This window comes from Bacillus sp. K2I17 (genome assembly GCF_002209985.1).
GTDB lineage: Bacteria > Bacillota > Bacilli > Bacillales > Bacillaceae_G > Bacillus_A > Bacillus_A wiedmannii.
In genome coordinates, this window is the sequence record NZ_NJGF01000015.1 from 24,979 (window position 1) to 47,108 (window position 22,130).

Sequence of the window (22,130 nt, forward strand, 5' to 3'; positions counted from 1 at the left end):
CTATTAATTAAATGTAATGTTATGTACAGCCTCTTTATCAAGACGTTTAATAACTTCTACAATTAACTTCACTGCATTTTCATAGTCATCACGGTGTAACATTGCCGCATGAGAATGAATGTAGCGCGTTGCAATCGTAATTGCCATAGACGGAATACCATTTGCAGAAATGTGAATTGCGCCTGCATCCGTTCCACCGCCCGCTACTGAATCATATTGATACGGGATTTGTAATTCGTCAGCAACATCAACTACAAAGTCACGTAAACCTGTATGTCCAATAACAGAAGCATCATATAAAATGATCTGTGGTCCATCACCCATTTTACTTTGCGCTTCTTTTGCCGTTACACCTGGTGTGTCACCAGCGATACCAACATCTACTGCGAATGCAATATCTGGTTTAATATAGTTCGCAGATGTTTTCGCACCACGAAGACCAACTTCTTCTTGTACAGTCCCTACGCCGTATACAACGTTTGGATGCTTTTCATCTTTTAATTGTTTTAATACGTCAATTGCAATTGCACAACCAATTCGGTTATCCCATGCTTTTGCAAGTAACATTTTTTCATTTTTCATCACTTGGAATTCAAAGTAAGGTACAACTTGATCGCCAGGTCGTACGCCCCACTCCATTGCCTCTTCTTGGCTAGAAGCACCAATATCGATGAACATGTCTTTAATTTCAACTGGCTTTTTACGCGCTTCTGGAGGTAAGATGTGTGGTGGTTTTGAACCAATTACACCTGTTACATCTCCTTTACGCGTTACAATTGTCACGCGCTGCGCAAGCATAACTTGTGACCACCAGCCACCAACTGTTTGGAAACGAAGGAAACCTTTGTCATCAATTTGCGTAATCATAAAGCCAACTTCATCTAAATGACCTGCAACCATAATTTTCGGGCCCTGTTCTTCCCCTATTTTTTTCGCAACCAAACTTCCTAAATTATCAGTAGAAAGTTCGTCCGCAAACGGCTCAATATATTTCTTCATTACTTCGCGTGGTTCACGCTCGTTACCCGCAATACCACGTGCATCTGTTAATTCTTTTAGCATTGTCAATGTCGCGTCTAATTTTGTCATTGCCAACACCCTCCTTTTTCTTCAGTCACTTCATTATACAAAAGGAAATTGAAATATTCAAAAATTAAATCAGTATCCTTGTGTTTGACGCTGATGATTTACTTCATTTTTATCTAAATATGCCTTTTCAATTTCTTCTTGCTCAAACTCTAGCGCTTGTCCAAGTCGAAGGTAGCTTGTAAATAATTCAATATAGTTCGTAATAGATGGTTGATCTGTAAAACGAATTACTTTCGCATATGTGTCTAAGAAAATTTCTACTTGTGTTTTATTCGTTTGTGCACATTTATAGAATAGGAAGTTTTTATCAATACCTAAATCAATTCCGATTGATAAAATAAAATGCAAGCCATCTACGTATTCTTCTAATATTACTTCACGTTCTGATGCGGGTTTGTTGCTCCAATATTTAAAACAACGTGTTTCATTTGCAAGTTCTCCAATTTCTACAAGAAGAGCTAACATTTTTTCTTTTAACAACTTTTTCGGTTGTAAATCATGCTCTTTCACAATACGGTCATCTAATTCTTTTTGTAATTTAAATAGTTGTAGTAAGTCCATTCTATTGTCCTCCTCCAACATCGCATTTTACGCAACAATGTTGTTTCATCTCAAAGTTCATTATTATTTTTCGTTTCTTATTAATAAGTCAGCCATTTATCTCTTTACAAAATAGCTTGTCCTTAATTTACAAATACGTTTCAATCATCACTATTAGATTGTTCACTCCGATTGGTGATAGTTAATCATTATCCGGGGATTGTCCACTGATAAAAAATTTATTTTATCTGATGAAAGTTGCATATCATCTTTCCATTATAGCAGTGTCGTTTCAGGTAGGAAAGATACTCTTCTTTCCAAAGGGAGATAATTGAAAAAAGCCAGGAGAATTCTCCTGGCTTCATATATATATTCTTCTATATCGCTATAGCTTTTATATTGATTTTGTCATATCGATAACGACATACTTCTCTTTGCATACAAATAAAAAAACCTTAGAAGAAAAATCTTCTAAGGTTTCAACTAATTAATTAGTTAATGTTGTTTTTTGCAACTGTTGCTAATTCAGCGAAAGCTTTTTCGTCATGAACAGCTAAGTCAGCAAGCATCTTGCGGTTAACTTCGATGCCAGCATTTTTAAGACCGTGCATTAAACGGCTGTAAGAAAGACCATTCATACGAGCTGCTGCGTTGATACGTGTAATCCATAATTTACGGAAGTCACGTTTCTTTTGACGACGGTCACGGAATGCATACATTAGAGATTTCATAACCTGTTGGTTAGCAACCTTGAATAATGTACTCTTAGAACCGTAGTAACCTTTTGCTAATTTTATAACTTTTTTACGACGTTGACGAGTAACTGTACCACCTTTTACTCTTGGCATAATATTACCTCCTAATTGTTCTATATATCAGCCGAACTTATTTTAAGTTGTCAAGCATTTGACGAATGCGTTTGAAGTCACCAGCGCTTACTACACCAGCTTTACGTAGTTTACGTTTAGCTTTTGTAGATTTGTTAGCGAATAAATGGCTTGTGTAAGCGTGAGAACGTTTCAGTTTACCTGATCCAGTCTTTTTGAAACGCTTTGCAGAGCCGCGATGAGTTTTTTGTTTAGGCATAGGTATTTCCTCCTCTATCTATTACTTATCGTTTTTCGGTGCTAAAACTAAGAACATACTACGTCCTTCCATTTTAGGCTTAGATTCAATTGTACTAACTTCAGCACAAGCTTCTGAGAAGCGATCTAAAACACGTTGACCGATTTCTTTATGAGTAATGGCACGTCCTTTAAAGCGAATTGACGCTTTAACCTTGTCGCCTTTCTCTAAAAACTTGATAGCATTACGAAGTTTTGTGTTAAAGTCGTGTTCATCAATTGTTGGACTTAAACGAACTTCTTTCATGCTAATTACTTTTTGATTTTTGCGCTGTTCTTTTTCTTTCTTCTGTTGCTCAAAGCGGAATTTACCGTAGTCCATAATGCGGCATACTGGCGGTTTCGCATTTGGAGCAACTAATACTAAATCAAGATTAAGATTTGCAGCTAAGTCTAAAGCGTCATTACGAGACTTGATTCCAAGTTGATCGCCATTTGCACCAACTAAACGTACTTCACGTGCACGAATTTGCTCGTTAATCATCATATCCTTGCTAATAGTAAGCCACCTCCAAGGTTTTTTCAGAACATCTTTTGTAGTCATAGAACCCGACAAAAAAAGTGCGGGCATACGACACCCACACTTGTAAATTCTTAAGTAAGAAATACATTTACCTGTAAACTGCGAATGCGTCCATCAGGTGAGAAGCGGGTGCTTCTACTTGTTCCACAAAACAATATTCTATTATCCTTGATGAGTTTATCATAGGACATGACGTCTGTCAAGAAGACGCTATGTGTTTTACTAACAACAAGAAATATTGTAACAAACAACTAACATACTTGCAATACTTTTTTATGATAAGTATAGTTTGGTTATTTTTTCTAGTTTTTCTTTTTTATAATACATACGAAAGCCGCGGTATACCGCGGCTCTGTCTTATCGTTTTCCTTCTACTTTAATCATATCAACAAAAGCATCTAATGCAATTGTTTCTGATTTTTGTTCACCATATTTACGTACGTTTACGCCGTTTTCAGTTACTTCATTGTCACCTACTACAAGCATGTACGGAATTTTTTGCATTTGTGCTTCACGGATTTTGTAACCAATTTTCTCTTCACGAGTATCTAATTCAACACGGATACCAGCACGACGTAATTCATCTTGTACTTTCTTCGCATAATCTAAATGTACTTGCGGAGAAACTGGAATTACTTGCGCTTGAACTGGAGCTAACCAAGTTGGGAATGCACCTTTGTATTCTTCAATTAAGAAGGCTACGAAACGTTCCATAGTTGATACAACACCACGGTGAATTACAACTGGACGATGTTGTTTACCGTCTTCACCAACGTAAGATAATTCAAAGCGTTCTGGAAGTAAGAAGTCTAATTGTACAGTTGAAAGTGTTTCGTCTTTTCCAAGAGCAGTACGAACTTGAACGTCAAGTTTTGGACCGTAGAATGCCGCTTCACCTTCAGCTTCATAGTAATCAAGACCCATTTCATCCATAGCTTCTTTTAACATACCTTGTGCTTTTTCCCACATCTCATCATCAGCATAGTACTTTTTAGTATCAGCTGGGTCACGATAAGATAGACGGAATGAATAGTTCTCTAAACCAAAATCTTTGTACACTTCTAGAGTTAAGTTTACAACACGTTTTAACTCTTCTTTAATTTGATCTGGGCGAACGAAAATGTGCGCATCGTTTAAAGTCATTCCGCGTACACGTTGTAATCCAGATAATGCTCCAGACATTTCATAGCGGTGCATTGTTCCAAGTTCCGCAATACGGATTGGTAATTCACGGTAGCTGTGAATATCATTTTTATAAACCATCATGTGGTGAGGGCAGTTCATTGGACGAAGAACTAACTCTTCATTATCCATTTCCATTGATGGGAACATACCATCACGGTAGTGATTCCAGTGACCAGAAGTTTCATAAAGCTCTCTGCTTCCTAGTACTGGAGTGTATACGTGATCATAGCCTAAGCTTGCTTCTTTATCAACGATGTAACGCTCGATAATGCGGCGGATAGTTGCACCTTTTGGTAACCAAAGTGGTAAACCTTGTCCTACTTTTTGGCTATTAGTAAATAGTTTTAATTCTTTACCTAATTTACGGTGATCGCGCTCTTTCGCTTCTTCAAGCATACGTAAGTGCTCATCTAATTCTGCTTTCTTAACGAATGCAGTACCGTAAATACGTTGTAGCATTTTATTATTGCTATCGCCGCGCCAGTAAGCACCTGCAACGCTTAATAATTTAAATACTTTAATTTTCCCTGTAGATGGAAGGTGAACACCACGGCAAAGGTCGAAGAATTCGCCTTGCTCGTAGATTGAAATAACTGCATCTTCTGGAAGATCGTTAATTAAATCTAATTTTAACTCATCGCCGATTTCTTCAAAGCGACGAAGTGCTTCTGCACGTGGCACTTCATGACGAACGATTTCTAAGTTCTCGTTCACAATTTTTTGCATTTCTTTTTCGATTTTCTTGAAGTCTTCAACTGTAATTGCTTCTTCCATATCAATATCGTAGTAGAAGCCATTTTCAATCACTGGACCAATGCCGAGCTCAAGCTTAGCATCTTTATATAAACGTTTTAACGCTTGTGCTAATAGGTGGGCTGTTGAATGGCGTAAAATGTATAAGCCATCTTCAGAATCTAATGTAATAATAGAAACTGCACCATCTTCTTCGATTGGTGTAACAAGATCGATCATCTCATCGTTTAATTTTCCAGCCACAGCTTTTTTCTTTAAGCCTGGGCTAATAGAAGCTGCGATTTCTTCAGTTGTTACGCCTTTTGGAAACTCCTTCACAGCTCCATCAGGGAAAGTAATTTTAACTACATCTGCCATCACTGGTCACTCCTCTTTTTTTCAAAATAAAAAACACTCATCCCGTAAAAAGGGACGAGTGTTGAATTCGTGGTTCCACCCTTGTTCCAATTAACATTATTGTTAATTGCTCAAGTTCAACATAACGGTGTTGTCCGTTAGCAATTACTAGAAAAAACCGTTCACTGCTAAAGTTTAGAGGTGGTAAGTAATAATCCCGTACTAGGAAGCTCACACCCTAAGGCTTCCCTCTCTGAAAATCGTAGAAAACTACTCATGTCCTCATCATGACATTTCAATATATTTCATTTATGTAGGTAATTATATGCTCAAAAACTTAGAAAATCAAGGGCGTTACCTTTATTTTTTAAATTTTTCACATTGCGCTCAAACTCATGTAATCCATGTAATTGGACCCGTTCTTGAAATACATTTCGCAAAGTAATAATCATATTATGGTCTTGTTCTTTCGTATATAAATAAATTTTTTTCGGCGAAATAGAAAGAAGTGGTGCAATTACTTTCGTATCAATATATACATCCTTTTGCTTTAATAATTCCTCGTCTATATATTGGACCAATTTCTCCTGTTTTAAACGTCTACCTTTATCATCATAGAAAATAAAACTTTCATCAAAAATAAGATGCACACAGGACAAACGTGATTTTCGGCTGCGCACTTGTTGCCTTAGCGTCTCAATAAACATTTGATATTCTTGTTCCAACTTATACTCATCAATCGACAATTCAGCAAGCTTAGCTACCATTTCCCTATATGTACGAAGGCGAAAACGAACATATGATGAAAACGAGAACGAAAGCGGATCACAAAGCCAGTTATTTAAAGAAGATTTAATATATGATTCAAATGTGTGACGTGTTAATTCACGAGCAATCCCTTTTCTTCTTCCCTTTAAAATCTCTTGTGCCATATGCAATATTTGATGACACTCTTCCTCTTCTTCATAAAAAAACTTCTCTTTTAAGATTGTATAAATCCACTTATTTTGCTTTACATTCACAATGAAATATACCATTACCGGCAATAAAATCTTTTCAATATAATTCGATTCACATACTGGTATGTGAATCACCACTTTTTGTTCCTGTAAATACACACTCGTTTCCTTATATAACAGTTCCGCTCTTTTCAATAGTTGTCTATATACATGCATAGCATCATTTTTTTCTTCGAAGCAAATTTCAATCACTTTTGTCCCCCCTTTTATCCCTGCTCTAAAGGATTGTATCTATACGTTACAAATCCTATAAGAGTCCGTCCCGTGTGAAGTTCACTCTTAGTAGAATTACATTTCCTATCGTTAGAAAATCCACTCAATATAGCTTGCTAATTTTATATATATTAAGGGAGGGAGAAAAAAATGATACAAGCTACAATGAATTTTCTATAAGAAGTTTTTCGTTTTGCAATTCACCTATTCTGAAAAGTGTTCAAAACGAAAAAAGAGCAAGCTTTTCAGCTTACTCTTTACTTATGACGTCGGTTTTTCCCGCCAATCGGAATTGGCTTCGCTAAATATTTAATTCGTTCCATAATACGCGCTGCTTTCATTTGTTCTGCTTCACCACGCTGTGTATACGTTAAATGATGTTCCAATTCCTTGAAATCAAAGTTAGACGTAAAGAACGTCGGTAAGTTTTCTAACATACGGAATTGCAAAATGGCACCAAGCACATCGTCACGCACAAAACTTGACATCGCTTCTGCTCCGATATCATCTAGCATTAAAACTTGTACGCGTTTCACCGCATCAATCTTTTCCCCAATCGAATTATCTTGAATCGAACTTTTAATTTCACGTAAAAATTCAGGGAAGTATACGAGCATCGAACTTATTTTCTTTTGAGCAAGTTCATTCGCCATTGCTCCTAACAAATACGTTTTCCCTACACCAAATTTACCGTACAAATATAAACCTTGTACTTTTTTACCAGGTTCATATGTACTTAAAAATTCATTAGCTGCACCAATTGCATCAATACGCGCATCTAAATCTGAAGGATCTAAGTTTTCCATCGTTGCCTGTAAAATGTCAGTTGGCATATATACACTTTGAACGAGTTTTTCATATTTCTTTCTCTCGTCATATGCTACTTTTCTAACGCAACGATCGTATTGAATATCAATCATCTTCCCTTGGATAACGAGCTTTGGCTCATATCCTTGCAGCATGTTTTTACACGAACCTAGATCCGGACAATCCGCACAACCTACACTTTGTCCAATATATTCGTATAACTTCACAAGGCTGCGCTCAATCATAGAAGTTGTTACTTCACCTTGATGTTCGTCTATAAATTCTTTCACACGCGGATGCGCCATTACTTCCGCCTTTAATACTTCATATCTATTTTTAAAATTTTTATTTTCCATTAACTTTGCAAATGAATTTTGAATATGCTCCATTTTCTCACCTCAAAGAGCGTTCATTCTCTTCTATTAATCACGCTTATATTTTTTTAACACTTCTTCTAGTCGTTTTCGTTCATCATCTAACGTACTTGCATCTTTTTTCTTACTTACATCTTTCTTCACTGTTTCTTTCTCTTGTTCTTTCGGCTCTTCTTTCAGCCAATCTGGTACCATTTCTTTTCTTATCGTTTTCTTCGACGTACGGCCTTTTTTCTTCGTCTCAGCCCATTCTTGATATTGACGGTTTTCTTCTTTCGCTAACGCCATTGCTTCAGCTACTGTACCGACCTTTTTACGTGCCCAATGCCCAGCAATTTTCTCCACATACGTTTTCGCAAGCTTCATATCTGAGCGTAGCATAACGTAATAAATAAGTACATTCACAACACCTGGCGTTAATTTTTGATTGATCATTACATCTTCAACGATCTGCAAGTCAGCCTTTGTCGCCTCTGCACCACCAGAGATTTCTTTTAATAGTTGTTTTGGTGAGATTTCCTCTAACTGTTTTATTAACATCTCTTCTTGTGTAGAAGGCTCTTTTCCTTCCATCATACGTGCAGCGTGAGGTTGTACTCTTTCACTTAATACAGGTAACGCTTGACCGTTTTCGAACTGATACCAATCACGTGCTCCTTTTCTAAGCCTTTCGGTATCAATTGTCTGCATCTCTGTCACCGTACCAAGAACGATATTTTGCATCGATAACACATCTACATCGTACACGTAAGCAAGTGTAATGACACATTCTCGCACTTGATCTGTAATCGCCTTTTTAGGGACAAGAGCGGACAAGCCATCTACAAATAAGGAGAAATCAAAGAAATCATTCCAAACTTTTGGAGCGTCTCCCTTCTCGTTACTTGGCATAGCTGTCGTTTTTGGAATACGAAGATCTTCTTGCGCATGCTCAAGCTGTCCTGGATTAAACGAACCAAACACATCATTGAAAGAACGCGTAACATTTTCATAAGAAGCAAAATCAAATTCTTCTTCTAAGAAATATTGCTTTACTTGATTATATTTTGTCCGACTCAATCGATTGTATAAAAAGATGCTTAACACAATATCATCAAAAAACTGCTTCGGAGATAAAGGTGGTTGCAATTCATATATAAACATTCGAATATCTTTTTCTTTCTTAATATATACCTTCAAAAGCCCAATTGCTTCTAACTTTACTCGTTCCTCATATATTTCGGGAAGCTGCATCTGCATGGTCACCATAAGGGAATGATGTGTATTCTCTTTTCCAAACACACGATCTTGCTCTAACTCTCCCCATAGCGTCATGTACAAACTAAAAGCTCTACTACCTATTAACGGCTGATACAACATCGTTAACACTTTTCGGTCGTAATTATGCAATAACCCTTTCGCACTTACTTTATAACGATCAATTGGCAATAGCTCCATCCATGACTGTTTTTCCATTCTTGCTTTTCCTTTCTCTCATCCAATCTATCCTCTACTTCATTCGTTCTATCTTCATTATATAATTGCTTAGCGAAAAAGAGCTATTAGCTTTCGCTTCTAGCTCTCTTATCTCATTACTACGGTATGTAAAGAGAATAAAGTACAACTTCTACTCTCTTTCTTTTTGCAGTATATCTTTTAATTCTTCAATAAATACATTTAAATCTTTAAATTGGCGATATACAGAAGCAAAACGCACGTAAGCAACATCATCAATATCACGCAGTTCTTCCATAACAATTTCACCAATCATATCACTTTTCACTTCTGATATACCTAAATTACGAAGTTCACGTTCCACACTTTGAGTTACTTCTTCTAATTGTCTTAAAGATACTGGTCTTTTTTCACACGCTTTAATTAAGCCGCGCAAAATCTTTTCTTTATTAAATTCTTCTCGTGTGCCTTCTTTTTTTACAACGATAAGAGGTGACTCTTCTACTCTTTCAAATGTCGTAAAGCGACTTAAACAACTTTCACACTCTCTCCTTCTTCGAATAGAGCGCCCCTCGTCTACCGGACGCGAATCTAACACTCTTGTACCATTATGCGAACAGGATGGACAACGCAATATATTCACTCCTTTACACTATACTCTTTATTTTTTCTCTACTTACTTCATCTGACAATATATATACAATATTATATAACTCATTCTAACTCTCTTACCACTTTAAGTTTAAGCACATTATTTTATCATCTCGTTTTCAAAAATAAGATGGTAGATGGGGTGCTAACTTATTCGTAAGAGCTCAATTTATCTCACTAACGAGTACGTTATATTTTTCCTTTTTTATAAACTAAAAAAGAGGTGCATTATACACCTCTTTACATTTTAAATCAATTATGTTCTTTTTTAAAGAGCTTTTGTTTCTCTCTGCTTAATTTCGAAGCTACCAGTGCCTCGAGGAAGCTCGATGCTCTCTCGCGTTTTCGCGTTTAAACCTTCTGCAATATATTCTGCAGCAACATTTGGATCAATACGATCCCCACAAGTATAAACATCAATACTTGCGTAACCGTGCTCCGGAAAGCTATGAATTGTTAAATGTGATTCCGAGATAATTACTACTCCACTTACACCTTGTGGTGCAAATTTATGGAAAGCAACCTCACGCACTTCAGCACCAGCTCTCAGTGCTGCATCCACAAATAATTGTTCAATATACGGCATGTCATTAAGCTTGTCGAAATCGCAATCCCAAAGTTCAGCGATTACGTGACGACCCATCGTATCCATAGTATCCATTCTACAGTTCCCCCTTGTAAATTTATTCTAACTGTTCGAATTGAAAACTAATTTGCAATTTGGCTTGCTCCACTACCACGGGGGAAAGTTAGTCCAGAGAGGTCCTAACCCTTTAAGTAGTGACTACGTACCTCAGCTCTTAAGTTTACGAGTGTTAGTATACTTTGTTTATTTTCATTTTGCAACAACAGTTTTTTCGATTTTCTGTCATATTTTCCTCTTTACTTTTCCCTAAAAAAAATAAATGATTCACAAATACAGTAATCACAACGTTTCGTGGTATGTCCACTTTCAAAAATATACTCCTATAATTTTTTTCCTTTTCAGAAAAAAATAAAAAAAGAGGGCAAATATTCACTTGCCCTCTCCCTTATTCACTTAAATATGTTGCACATTTTTTTGTTTCGCTAATTCGTCAACAACTAACGTTACAAGATCTACAACACGACGAGAGTAGCCCCACTCGTTATCATACCAAGCAAGTACTTTCACTTTACGATCACCCATTACCATTGTAGATAAACCATCAATAATAGCTGAGTGTGTATTTGTATTAAAGTCAATAGATACTAAAGGCTCTTCGCTGAATTCTACAATGCCTTTTAACGCACCGTTTGCAACAGTTTTGAATGCTTCATTAATAGCTTCAACTGTCACATCACGTTTTACATCTACTACTAAGTCAACAAGAGACACGTTTGGCGTTGGTACACGAAGTGCCATACCATGAAGTTTTCCGTTTAAATGCGGAAGAACTTTTGCAAGCGCTTTCGCGGCACCTGTCGTTGTCGGAATGATTGATTGTCCGCAAGCACGTGCTCTTCTTAAATCTTTATGTGGGTTATCAATATTTTTTTGGTCATTTGTATAAGCGTGAACAGTTGTCATTAAACCGTTTTCAATTCCAAACTGCTCATCTAACACCTTAACAACAGGCGCTAAACAGTTTGTTGTGCAAGATGCATTTGAAATAACAGTATGTTTTGTAATATCTAATTGGTCTTCGTTCACACCAACTACAATTGTTACATCTTCATTTTTACCAGGCGCTGTTAAAATAACTTTTTTCGCTCCAGCTTCAACATGAAGAATTGCTTTTTCTTTTGAATTAAATTTACCAGTTGCTTCAATTACAACTTCAACACCTAAATCTGTCCAAGGCAATTCCTTTGGATCGCGGTTGTTTAAAAGGCGAATCATTTTCCCATCAACTAACAAGTGATCTTCAAATGCTTCTACTGTTCCGTCAAACTTGCCGTGAACTGTATCATATTTAATTAAATGTGCTAACGTTTCAGATGGATAGCTTGCATTGATTGCTACAATTTCGAATGCGCTTTCTTTTATTGCCTGACGAAATACCATTCTCCCAATACGTCCAAATCCATTAATTGCCACACGAGTCATAATATGTTATCCCCCTTGAATGCGTTATACTATTTATCTCCAATCCCAATAATAGTATAACACAAAAAGAGGATATGTCACTAAGCATTTTCATTAATTTCACAATTTTTTAGTCAATAATGTTCCAATTCTTTAAAATCACCTGTAATTGTGTTTTCGTTCCCATAATTGTGCCATCATTATTTATCACTTCATCTGCATTCTTCACTTTTTCTTCTAACGGCATTTGAGAATGAATACGAGCTGTTGCTTCTTCTTCTGAAAAATTATTTCGTTTCATTAAACGTTCTAATTGCGTATGTGGCTTAACCGCTACAACTAATACGCGGTCAACGAGACTTGTTAATTTACTTTCAAATAAGAGAGGTATATCTAACACAACCGCTTGCATACCTTCCTTTATGTACTTTTCCTTTTGTGTATTCATTTCCTCACGAACTGCAGGATGAACGATTTTATTTAACTGCAATCGTTTTTCTTCATTATAGAAAACGACACTTCCTAATTTCGGGCGATCCAATTCTCCATCTTCTTGTAATACTTCCGTTCCAAACACTTCTACAATTTTGTTATATGCTGGTTTTCCTCGTTCTACAACTTCTCTTGCAATAATATCTGCATCAATAACTGGTATACTCAGTTCACGAAACATTTGAGACACTGTACTTTTTCCGCTTGCAATGCCTCCCGTTAATCCAATTACTACTGTCATCATAATCCTCCTCACAATATAAAAGGCGCGAAACTAATGTTCCACGCCCATACTTACATTTTCCAAATTCCAATAATAATGAGTAATACCCCAGGCAGGAATGTAAATTTTTGTAACCATTTCATATTGGATAAAACCGTTCCAAGTTTCATTCCAATAAATAAAAACAAAGAACTCATAACCGCAACTAATATCGCCATCATAGCGGGCGCATACCCTAATAGAGATGCACCAATTCCAGCACCGAACGAATCTATAGAAAGAGCGATACCAAGAAGCAATGCTTCTCCTGCGGAAATGGTGCCTGATTTATCAAAATCTGCAACAGTCGGTTTCCGTAAAATTTGAATCACTAACCCGAGCGAAGCAATTTCTAATTTCCAAACCTTCTCCTCTTGCTTTGGTTCTTCTTTTTTCTCACTTCGAAAAAATTGATATAATACCCAAATTCCTATTCCAATAAGAACAAGCCCACCGATACGCGTTGCGATAACAGGTGAAAATATTTTCGCGATCATATGTCCAATTCCCATTGAAACAAGCATAACAGCCGCTGAACACATTCCGATAATTATAATTGATCTTAGTGGAATTCTTACGCTTCTTAAACCATATGTTAGCCCTACACTACAGCTATCTAAGCTTAATGTAAAAGCTAATAAAATAAGAGATAAATAAAGGTACATCGGTAAGCTCCTCCCTTATACATAGCCCTGCTGTATGTATATGACAAATGCCTATCCAATGTTATCTCTTTTCTATATTCTCGGCTGACAAATCGGGCAGTAATGCGTTCCTCTTCCGCCAACAACTGTTTTTTCTAATATCGTACCGCAAGCCACACATGGTTCTCCTTTTTTTCCGTATACATTTAGAAGTTCTTGGAATGAGCCAATTTGCCCTTGCGAATTCATATACGTTCGAATTGTACTTCCGCCTCGCTTCACTGCTTCACCTAACGTTGTAACAGTCGCCTCGTAAATTCGTTCAATTTCTTCTGCTGTTAAAGACGAAGCTTCTCGTTCCGGATGAATTTGAGAACGGAATAAAACCTCATCTACATATATATTTCCAAGCCCTACTAAAAGACGCTGGTCTAATAATACGACTTTTATTTTACGATTGGTCTTTTGCAATCTTTCTTGTAAATACTGCGGTGTCAATTCAGCATCAAACGGCTCCGGACCTAAGTCAGCAAGAGGCATTTGATTCAATTCTTCACCTTTCTTAAAGAGATGCATCGTACCAAACTTTCTCACATCTTTATAATGTAATTCCGTTCCATCTGTAAATAAGAAACGGACGTGTGTATGCTTATCAATTGGCTCATCCTCTTGATGCAGTAAAAACTTACCTTCCATACGTAAATGTGAAACAATAACATAATTCGTTACATATAAAAGCAAAAACTTTCCTCTTCGCTTTATATTTTCAATCTTCTCGCCTCTTAGCATTTCTTTAAAGATTTCTGCATCATCCGGACGTTTTACTATTTTTGGATAAGTAATAATGACATCTTCAATCGTTTTTCCTGTTACAAGATTTTCAAGCGTCCGCCTAACATTTTCAACCTCTGGTAATTCAGGCATTTCATCACTTCCTTATTTTGCGTCGTACCAAGTTGGACCGTAAGAATAATCAACTTTCAGCGGAACCGCGAGTTCAATCGCATGCTCCATTACTTCAGGTACAAGCTTCTCTAATTTTTCAATTTCTTCTTTTGGTGCTTCAAATATCAATTCATCGTGTACTTGCAGAAGTAGACGCGCCTGTAATCCTTCTTCTTCTAGACGGTCTGCCATAATAATCATCGCTTTTTTAATAATATCTGCTGCAGTCCCTTGAATTGGTGTATTCATAGCCGTACGCTCAGCAAAGCTACGTAAATTGAAATTACGACTCGTAATTTCCGGAATATAACGGCGGCGATTTAATAATGTAGCCACATACCCTTTTTGTTTCGCATCTTTTACGATGTCACTCATGTATTCTTGTACACCAGGGAAACTTTCTAAATACTTTTCAATAAATTCCGCTGCTGCTTTTCTTGTAATTCCTAAGTTTTGTGAAAGACCATAATCACTAATACCATATACAATTCCGAAATTGACAGCTTTCGCTTGTCGTCTCATATTCGAAGTTACTTCATCTTTTTCAACGCCAAATACATCCATCGCTGTTTTCGTATGAATATCCATGTCATGTTGGAACGCTTCAACTAGCCCTTTATCATTTGCAATATGAGCTAATACGCGAAGTTCAATTTGTGAATAATCTGCCGCATACATAATCCATCCTTCTTCTGATGGAACAAATGCCTGACGAATCTTTCTTCCTTCTTCTAATCGAATCGGGATATTTTGCAAGTTCGGATCCGTTGAACTTAATCGACCTGTTTGCGTTAATACTTGATTGAAACGAGTATGGATTTTAGATGAATCTTCATGTACAACTTTTAATAAACCTTCAATATAAGTTGAATTTAGTTTCCCTAATTGACGATAATGTAAAATGTTTGGAATGATTTCATGGCGATCCATAAGCTTTTCTAGTACATCTGCTGACGTAGAATAACCTGTTTTCGTCTTTTTAATAACTGGTAAGTTTAAGTTCTCAAACAGAATAACACCAAGCTGCTTCGGTGAATTAATATTAAATTCTGTTCCCGCAAGCTTATAAATTTCCTGTTCCATTTCCTTTAATCTACCTGCAAGTTCTTCTCCCATATTACGAAGACGCTCCGTATCAACTTTTACACCTTTTACTTCCATATCAGCTAATACACGCGCAAGTGGTAATTCTAACTCTGTAAACAGTTCATATTGCTCATTCTTTTGTAACTCTTCAACGAATGTTTGCTTTACATCATATAATACGTGCACTTTACGAGCTACATGCTCCGCTACTAATTCTAGCTCTGGAACAGCACGCTTCGCACCTTTTCCGTAAACTTCTTCATCAGATTTCACAGCATGTGTTTCTTTCATTTTTGCTACAGTACGGAAATCTTTATCCGTATCAGCCGGGTCAAGTAAATAAGCAGCGATTAGTAGATCAAAGTCAATCCCTTGCATATCTATCCCGTTCCATTTAAGTGCAACGATTGCGCGCTTCGCATCAAATGTATACTTTCTCATTTCTCCATCTGCAAGCCACTCTTTAAAAGCGTCTGAATTAAGAGCAATTTCTGTTTGAATAAAGTAACAGCCATTTTCATTTTGAATACCAAAACCTTGAATGTCCGCTTTATGATAGTTATCTTCTTGTACTTCAACAATAAGCGCACTATCTTGCACTAGCATTTCTTCTGTAACTTCTTCCACAATATCAAATGTAATATCATCTAATTCAGCTGGAGTCGTTTCTTCTGGCGTAACACCTAATTTATTTAAAAGGGATGTAAATCCTAAATTCTCGAACATTGGAATCACATCACTTGCTTCATACCCTTTATACTCCATATCATCCACATGCACTGTAATCGGCGCATCTGTAATAATAGTTGCAAGATCTTTACTCATAAGAGCTTGGTCTTTATTTGCTTCTAGCTTTTCTTTTAATTTCTTCCCGCTTACTTGATCTATATTTTCATACACTGCCTCGACCGTTTCAAACTGTGTTAACAATTTAATCGCAGTTTTTTCACCAACTCCCGGTACACCTGGAATATTATCTGACTGGTCTCCCATTAAACCTTTCATATCGATAATTTGCTTTGGTGATAAGCTGTATTTCTCAAATAAAGCTTCTTTCGTATATTCATCCACTTCTGTAATCCCTTTGCGTGGAATACATACGAGTGTATTATCTGAAACAAGTTGCAGTAAGTCTTTATCTCCTGAAATAACTTTTACATGAAACCCTTGTTCACTCGCTTCTTTCGCTAACGTCCCCATAATGTCATCCGCTTCATAATTTTCTAATTCATAACGCGGTACGTTGAATGCATCAAGCATCTCACGAATAAACGGGAATTGCTCTGATAATTCAGGTGGAGTCTTTTGACGTCCTCCTTTATACTCACTATACGTTTTATGACGGAATGTCGTTTTACCCGCATCAAACGCTACTAACATATGCGTTGGTTTTTCTTCCTCTAATATTCTCATTAACATCATTGTAAAACCGTAAATTGCGTTCGTATGTATACCTTTGTCGTTATTTAAAAGCGGTAGTGCAAAGAAAGCACGATACGCGATATTGTTACCATCTACTAATACGACCTTTTTTTCCAAACCAGAAACCTCCCCATACAAATTTGAAATGATTTTTTTCACAGAAAAAAACCGTTCCTTTCCTCTCTCTATATTAACATGACTAATAGAGAGAAGAAAAATAACGGCTATTTTCTATCATATATATAAACGTTTACTAACATAAAAGGGAAGTGACGAGAACAGCATAACTATTCTCGTCCAAAATTACTCCTTGGATGAAGGGGTTTTCATGTATTATATTAACAGACCTTTATTAATATTTAATTAAGCCATTGTTAATATATTGTAAACATCCTTCATCCTATTTTTCAGTTGCTGATTTTGGTAAAACAACTGTAAATGTTGTCCCTTCCCCAACTTCACTATCCACTGTAATCGTGCCGTGATGTGCCTCAACTAAATGCTTTACAATCGATAATCCAAGGCCTGTACCACCAGTATTTCTACTTCTCGCTTTGTCCACTCGGTAAAAGCGTTCAAAAATACGCGGAATTTCATCTTTACTAATACCAATTCCCGTATCCGATACTTTTATATAAGCATTATATTTATCTTCTGCTAATTCTACAGAAACAACGCCTCCAGCCGGCGTATATACGATTGCGTTATTCATTAAATTAATAAAGATTTGCTTCAAACGACTTGGATCTCCAATGACCGAGACTCCTTTTAGCGCATTTACTTGTAAAGAAATTTCTTTTTCTCCTGCTTTGTTATCAAGCACCATATGAATGTCTTCAAGAAGTCCCTTCATATCAACGGTCCCCATACTCAATTTAAATCCTTGTTGCTCAATCTTTGATAAATCTAATAAATCTTCAATTAACCCTTGCATGCGTTCACTTTCTTTTAAAATAATGTGCAAGAAATGTTCGCAGAATTTTTTATTATCCATAGCACCGTCCAAGAGCGTTTCTGAAAAACCTTTAATAGAAGTAATCGGTGTCTTTAGTTCATGAGAAACATTCGCTAAAAAGTCTTTTCTCATTTGTTCTAATTTCTTTAGCTCAGTAATGTCATGGAATACAAGGACAATCCCTTTCCATTCATGGTTCGTCCCGATAATCGGTGCTCCATATACTTCAAAATGCTTTCGCTCAATTCCAAGCGGCAATAACATTTGTTTACGCACTTTCACTTCTGTCATAAAGATTTCTTCCACGAGCTCTATAATTTCTGTATGATGAAACGACTCATAATATAAACGATCTAAATATTCTTCATCTGTTACGTGGAAAGTCTCCTTATAAGAACGGTTTACAAGGTTTATATAACCGCGGCTATCAATTAAAATCATTCCGCTTCCCATATTTTCAATTAACGTATGTAGACGATCTTGTTGCATTTCTTGCTCAAGTGTCATCTCTTGTAAATTACGGGCTAAAATATTAATTGCTTTACTCAGCATTCCCGTTTCATCCGAATGACTCTCATAAGCGCGTGCTTTATAATTTCCCTTCGCTAATTCGATAGCAACTTTCGTAACGGATTCAATTGGCCTAATATATTGCCCTGTAATTTTCATACCTAAAAATACGACTACGAGACAAGCGATAACAAATCCGATAATTAATAATCCCCACGTTTTTTGATGAACAGTTTTCAAAGGTTCAATTGTACTTTTCACCAAAATGTATCCTTGTTTCCCTGCTACATCTTGAACGAATACCGCATGATAAAACTCATTATTCTGATCCGTTTCTTTCGTAATGACTTTATTTCTTTGTTTTGTTGTTTCAGAAGAAAGTTCTTTAATTATCCCTTGGCTAAATGCAGACTGTTCTCCGCCGCTATATTGAACTTTCTTTTTTTCATCTACAAATGCAATAGAAGCCTGTATTTTTTCTTCTAACTTTTCAAATACATATGGATTTTTTAAAACATTATCAAAACCCTGTTCTTCTGCTAATACCGCAACATACTCTGTCTCTTTTACCATTCTCTCTTTTGCATGATCTATATAATAGTTTTCAAACACGGTTTCCAGTAATAAACCTAGTCCGACTAAAATAAAAACAATAAGAGAAACAAATGTAAAAAGAAGCCTGGAACGAAATTTATTCATCCCCTTTTGGCTCCTCTAATTTATATCCTAAACCACGTATCGTTTTAATGTACGTCGGTTTTTTCGTATTTTGTTCAATTTTATCGCGCAAATGGCTAATATGAACGTCAACAATTCGTGTATCACCAGCAAAATCATAGTTCCATACAGCACTTAATAATTGATCACGTGTCAACACGCGACTTTTATTTTTCGCAAGATAAACAAGTAGTTCAAATTCTTTTGGTGTTAATTCAAGCTTTCTTCCTTGGAAATAAGCCTCATAAAATTCCGGCAAAATTTTAAGTTCAGCAAGTGTGATGCTCTCTTCATCTGACGCTTCTTTCACTTGTTCTTCTTGTTGTAATTTCGTGCGGCGCAAAATTGCCTTCACACGCGCAACAACTTCCCTTGGGCTAAATGGCTTCGTCATATAATCATCTGCCCCAAGTTCAAGACCTAGCACCTTATCAAATTCATCATCTTTTGCTGTTAACATTAAAATCGGCGTCATAACGCGCTGCAATCGTAATTCTTTACACACTTCCATACCATCCATTTTTGGAAGCATTAAATCTAATATAATTAAATCTGGGCGTTCTGTTATCGCTTTTTGAAGCGCCATTTCTCCATCCATCGCTGTTATCACTTCAAACCCAGCTTGTTGTAGATTAAATTCAATTAAAGTTAAGATAAACTCCTCATCATCAACTACTAAAATACGATTGTTCATTCTTTTCCTCCAAGTTATAGACTTGAAACCTTCTTCATCCTAGTATTTTCCCCGTTATTCTCATCATACTAGAAAACAAGTTCCCTCTCAATATAATTGTCTATTCATGGAGCTCGTTTCTACTAATGCTTCGAAAATAAAAGCAATTAACACTTCATTCTCTCTCCCTCTCCGCTATCCAAACTCGGTAGATAAACCTACCTTTTTCAAAGTATTTTTCCGTATGAACCACAAATCCCCTCTCCTGCGCTAGGAAAAACGAAAGAGCATACGCTATTTTATAGTCCGGTGTTTCATATCTATCAAATAGTCTTCCATACATTTCATTCGCGACCCCGTCTGCCCACACTTCAGCTTCTCTTATCGTTTCAAAGATAACATCTTCTTTTTTCCACTTCACCTTAAAAATCACCCCTTTTATTGACTTACATTATTAATCTTTATATTATTAATTTAAATATATAAATATTAAAAACACGGAGGTCTATTATGCGATTAGTTCTACCTATTCTATCTTTAGTAGTAACATGTATTCTTACTTTCAACGCCCCAAGCTGGGATACTATTAAAACAGGTTGTTCCGATTTCGCCGAAGGATTCACACAAGGATTCTTCAACTAAAAATAGCGCTAGCCCCCTTATAGAAAGGTATGCTAGCGCTATTCATATTTTCATGTTTTAAAAATTATCTAATGCTTTTTCCATAATAGAAACTGATTTAAAAGGCGGCGTTACTGTTAAAGAACCCTTTACAACCGTTTCTCCTTTTTCATCATGAGCAGATACAAGCATATCAATTGTATGTTCCTCCTCAGAAACAGCTACAACTTCAAAATGGATTTGTAACGTTTCATAATGATGAACATGCTTCACGAACGTAAGGTCCTTCCTAGTAATATGACTGCCTGGACCTGGTAAATATTTCGTAACTGCCGTTGTAATCATTCCCGTTAGCATAATGCTTGGTACAATCGGCTTTTCATACGGAGTTTGGGATGCGTAATCATGCTGAATATATAATGGATTGGCATCATTCGTTAACCCTAAGTACAATAACAAATCTTTATCCTCAATTTTTTCAGTGATAGATAATTTCTCTCCTACTGTAATTTCATCCATTCTACGACCAATTTGAACTTTTTTCTTTAACATGTTACAACCCCCTCCGATTTTTTCACCTTGTTATCCTACTAATAGCGATACCTTATCCGAAATTTACTATGATGAGGGCAATGTATAGTATAAATCTATAGTTTCATTATAGGATACACCAAATAATAGCGTTTTCATATTATTTCAAAAAAACATTTGAATAAATAGTAGAAAAAGATTCGGGGCCCCGAATCTTTTTCTACTTAATATTTAATTATTAAACAAGAACCTTCATTATATTACGTACAGATTCTACAGAGCGATCTAACGCTTCTCTTTCATCTGTAAGAAGTTCTAACTCAATAATTTTTTCAATTCCGTTACCACCTAGAATTACTGGTACGCCTAAGTAAAGGTCGCTATAACCATATTCACCTTCAAGGTACGCAATAGCTGGTAATACACGGCGTTGATCTTTTAAGATTGCTTCTGTCATTTCAACTAAAGAAGCAGCTGGTGCGTAATATGCACTACCGTTTCCTAATAAGCCTACAATCTCGCCGCCACCTTTACGGGTACGTTCTACGATTGCTTCTAAACGCTCTTTCGGAATTAACGTTTCTAACGGAATGCCACCTGCATAAGAATAACGTACAAGAGGTACCATATCGTCACCGTGTCCACCAAGAACAAATCCTGTAATATCTTTCACAGAAAGATTTAATTCTTGTGCAATAAATGTACGGAAACGAGCTGTATCTAATACGCCCGATTGACCGATAACACGCTCTTTCGGGAATCCTGCTTCTTTAAATACAGAATATGTCATTGCATCAACTGGATTTGTTAACACAACAATAATCGCATTTGGTGAATGTTTTGCAATGTCGCGCGTAATACTTTTCATAATTTTAGAGTTTGTTGCTACTAAGTCATCACGGCTCATACCAGGCTTACGTGCAATACCTGCTGTAATAACGACAACGTCAGAATCAGCAGTATCTGCGTAATCAGATGTTCCAATAATGTTAGCATCAAAACCTTGTACTGGGCTCGCTTCTAACATATCTAACGCTTTCCCTTTTGTTGGATTTTCCAGTTGTGGAATGTCCACTAATACAACATCTGCAAGTTCTTTTTGTGCTAATAAGAATGCTGTTGTTGCTCCTGTAAATCCTGCACCGATGACTGAAACTTTCTTGCGTTTGATTGTCAT

22 protein-coding genes and 2 other annotated features are annotated in these 22,130 nt (G+C 36.4%); of the genes, 1 reads left to right on the plus strand and 21 read right to left on the minus strand.

Annotation, left to right across the window (positions count from 1 at the left end; all coding sequences use genetic code 11):
- Nucleotides 1–3 precede the first annotated feature (3 nt).
- The 19 genes from CER22_RS17700 to CER22_RS17795 all read right to left on the minus strand — a co-directional run bounded on the left by CER22_RS17700 (nt 4) and on the right by CER22_RS17795 (nt 20,222).
- On the minus strand, nt 4–1,089 hold the full coding sequence (locus CER22_RS17700) for a M42 family metallopeptidase (protein WP_088609284.1): 1,086 nt from the start codon (nt 1,087–1,089) through the stop codon (nt 4–6).
- Nucleotides 1,090–1,158: 69 nt separating this feature from the next.
- Nucleotides 1,159–1,650 (minus strand): dUTP diphosphatase, encoded by a 492-nt coding sequence (locus CER22_RS17705; protein ID WP_000365057.1) that lies wholly within the window; start codon nt 1,648–1,650, stop codon nt 1,159–1,161.
- A 470-nt stretch (nt 1,651–2,120) separates the two neighbouring features.
- On the minus strand, nt 2,121–2,477 hold the full coding sequence (gene rplT / locus CER22_RS17710) for a 50S ribosomal protein L20 (RefSeq protein WP_001138364.1): 357 nt from the start codon (nt 2,475–2,477) through the stop codon (nt 2,121–2,123).
- A 37-nt stretch (nt 2,478–2,514) separates the two neighbouring features.
- Nucleotides 2,515–2,715, minus strand: a complete 201-nt coding sequence (rpmI, locus tag CER22_RS17715; RefSeq protein WP_001125946.1) for a 50S ribosomal protein L35 — start codon at nt 2,713–2,715, stop codon at nt 2,515–2,517.
- Between the two features lie 21 nt (nt 2,716–2,736).
- A complete protein-coding gene (infC, locus tag CER22_RS17720; RefSeq protein ID WP_000973214.1) occupies nt 2,737–3,240 on the minus strand; it encodes a translation initiation factor IF-3 in 504 nt (167 codons plus the stop codon).
- 62 nt (nt 3,241–3,302) lie between these two features.
- Nucleotides 3,303–3,423 (minus strand) — a sequence feature (ribosomal protein L20 leader region).
- Between the two features lie 210 nt (nt 3,424–3,633).
- A complete protein-coding gene (thrS, locus tag CER22_RS17725) occupies nt 3,634–5,571 on the minus strand; it encodes a threonine--tRNA ligase (protein ID WP_000786074.1) in 1,938 nt (645 codons plus the stop codon).
- A 47-nt stretch (nt 5,572–5,618) separates the two neighbouring features.
- Nucleotides 5,619–5,848, minus strand: a binding site (T-box leader).
- Between the two features lie 31 nt (nt 5,849–5,879).
- Complete coding sequence (ytxC, locus tag CER22_RS17730; protein WP_087985377.1) at nt 5,880–6,761, minus strand: putative sporulation protein YtxC; 882 nt, start codon at nt 6,759–6,761, stop codon at nt 5,880–5,882.
- Nucleotides 6,762–7,039: 278 nt separating this feature from the next.
- Nucleotides 7,040–7,978 carry a primosomal protein DnaI gene (gene dnaI / locus CER22_RS17735; protein ID WP_000400114.1) on the minus strand — a complete coding sequence of 313 codons (939 nt, stop codon included), beginning with the start codon at nt 7,976–7,978 and terminating at the stop codon, nt 7,040–7,042.
- Nucleotides 7,979–8,011: 33 nt separating this feature from the next.
- On the minus strand, nt 8,012–9,418 hold the full coding sequence (locus CER22_RS17740) for a replication initiation and membrane attachment family protein (protein ID WP_087985378.1): 1,407 nt from the start codon (nt 9,416–9,418) through the stop codon (nt 8,012–8,014).
- A 151-nt stretch (nt 9,419–9,569) separates the two neighbouring features.
- Nucleotides 9,570–10,031 (minus strand): transcriptional regulator NrdR, encoded by a 462-nt coding sequence (nrdR, locus tag CER22_RS17745; RefSeq protein WP_001203687.1) that lies wholly within the window; start codon nt 10,029–10,031, stop codon nt 9,570–9,572.
- A 285-nt stretch (nt 10,032–10,316) separates the two neighbouring features.
- Entirely contained in the window at nt 10,317–10,700 is a 384-nt protein-coding gene (gene speD, locus CER22_RS17750; protein ID WP_002003660.1) for an adenosylmethionine decarboxylase, read from the minus strand.
- Between the two features lie 387 nt (nt 10,701–11,087).
- Nucleotides 11,088–12,116: a glyceraldehyde-3-phosphate dehydrogenase gene (locus CER22_RS17760; protein WP_000198978.1), complete on the minus strand. Its 1,029-nt coding sequence runs from the start codon at nt 12,114–12,116 to the stop codon at nt 11,088–11,090.
- 109 nt (nt 12,117–12,225) lie between these two features.
- Nucleotides 12,226–12,828: a dephospho-CoA kinase gene (gene coaE / locus CER22_RS17765; RefSeq protein WP_088609285.1), complete on the minus strand. Its 603-nt coding sequence runs from the start codon at nt 12,826–12,828 to the stop codon at nt 12,226–12,228.
- 53 nt (nt 12,829–12,881) lie between these two features.
- Nucleotides 12,882–13,514 (minus strand): sporulation membrane protein YtaF, encoded by a 633-nt coding sequence (gene ytaF, locus CER22_RS17770; protein ID WP_000281739.1) that lies wholly within the window; start codon nt 13,512–13,514, stop codon nt 12,882–12,884.
- Between the two features lie 72 nt (nt 13,515–13,586).
- A complete protein-coding gene (gene mutM / locus CER22_RS17775; RefSeq protein WP_088609286.1) occupies nt 13,587–14,417 on the minus strand; it encodes a DNA-formamidopyrimidine glycosylase in 831 nt (276 codons plus the stop codon).
- Nucleotides 14,418–14,429: 12 nt separating this feature from the next.
- The gene (gene polA, locus CER22_RS17780) at nt 14,430–17,063 is read right to left on the minus strand and encodes a DNA polymerase I (RefSeq protein ID WP_142293506.1); all 2,634 of its coding nucleotides are present in this window, start codon (nt 17,061–17,063) and stop codon (nt 14,430–14,432) included.
- A 283-nt stretch (nt 17,064–17,346) separates the two neighbouring features.
- Entirely contained in the window at nt 17,347–19,110 is a 1,764-nt protein-coding gene (gene phoR / locus CER22_RS17785) for a sensory box histidine kinase PhoR (protein WP_088609288.1), read from the minus strand.
- Complete coding sequence (gene phoP, locus CER22_RS17790; RefSeq protein ID WP_088609289.1) at nt 19,103–19,822, minus strand: two-component system response regulator PhoP; 720 nt, start codon at nt 19,820–19,822, stop codon at nt 19,103–19,105. Before phoP ends, phoR begins: the two co-directional genes overlap by 8 nt.
- 154 nt (nt 19,823–19,976) lie before the next feature.
- Nucleotides 19,977–20,222 (minus strand): hypothetical protein, encoded by a 246-nt coding sequence (locus CER22_RS17795; protein ID WP_000871398.1) that lies wholly within the window; start codon nt 20,220–20,222, stop codon nt 19,977–19,979.
- Nucleotides 20,223–20,311: 89 nt separating this feature from the next.
- On the opposite strand from CER22_RS17795, the gene CER22_RS33680 reads away from it, so the two are divergent.
- Nucleotides 20,312–20,443, plus strand: a complete 132-nt coding sequence (locus tag CER22_RS33680; RefSeq protein ID WP_002122970.1) for a hypothetical protein — start codon at nt 20,312–20,314, stop codon at nt 20,441–20,443.
- A gap of 57 nt (nt 20,444–20,500) precedes the next feature.
- Here CER22_RS33680 and CER22_RS17805 read toward each other — a convergent pair whose 3' ends face one another.
- Both CER22_RS17805 and mdh read right to left on the minus strand, forming a co-directional pair.
- Nucleotides 20,501–20,974, minus strand: coding sequence for a MaoC family dehydratase (locus CER22_RS17805; protein ID WP_000914190.1), 474 nt, complete (start codon nt 20,972–20,974; stop codon nt 20,501–20,503).
- Nucleotides 20,975–21,191: 217 nt separating this feature from the next.
- Entirely contained in the window at nt 21,192–22,130 is a 939-nt protein-coding gene (mdh, locus tag CER22_RS17810) for a malate dehydrogenase (protein ID WP_088609290.1), read from the minus strand.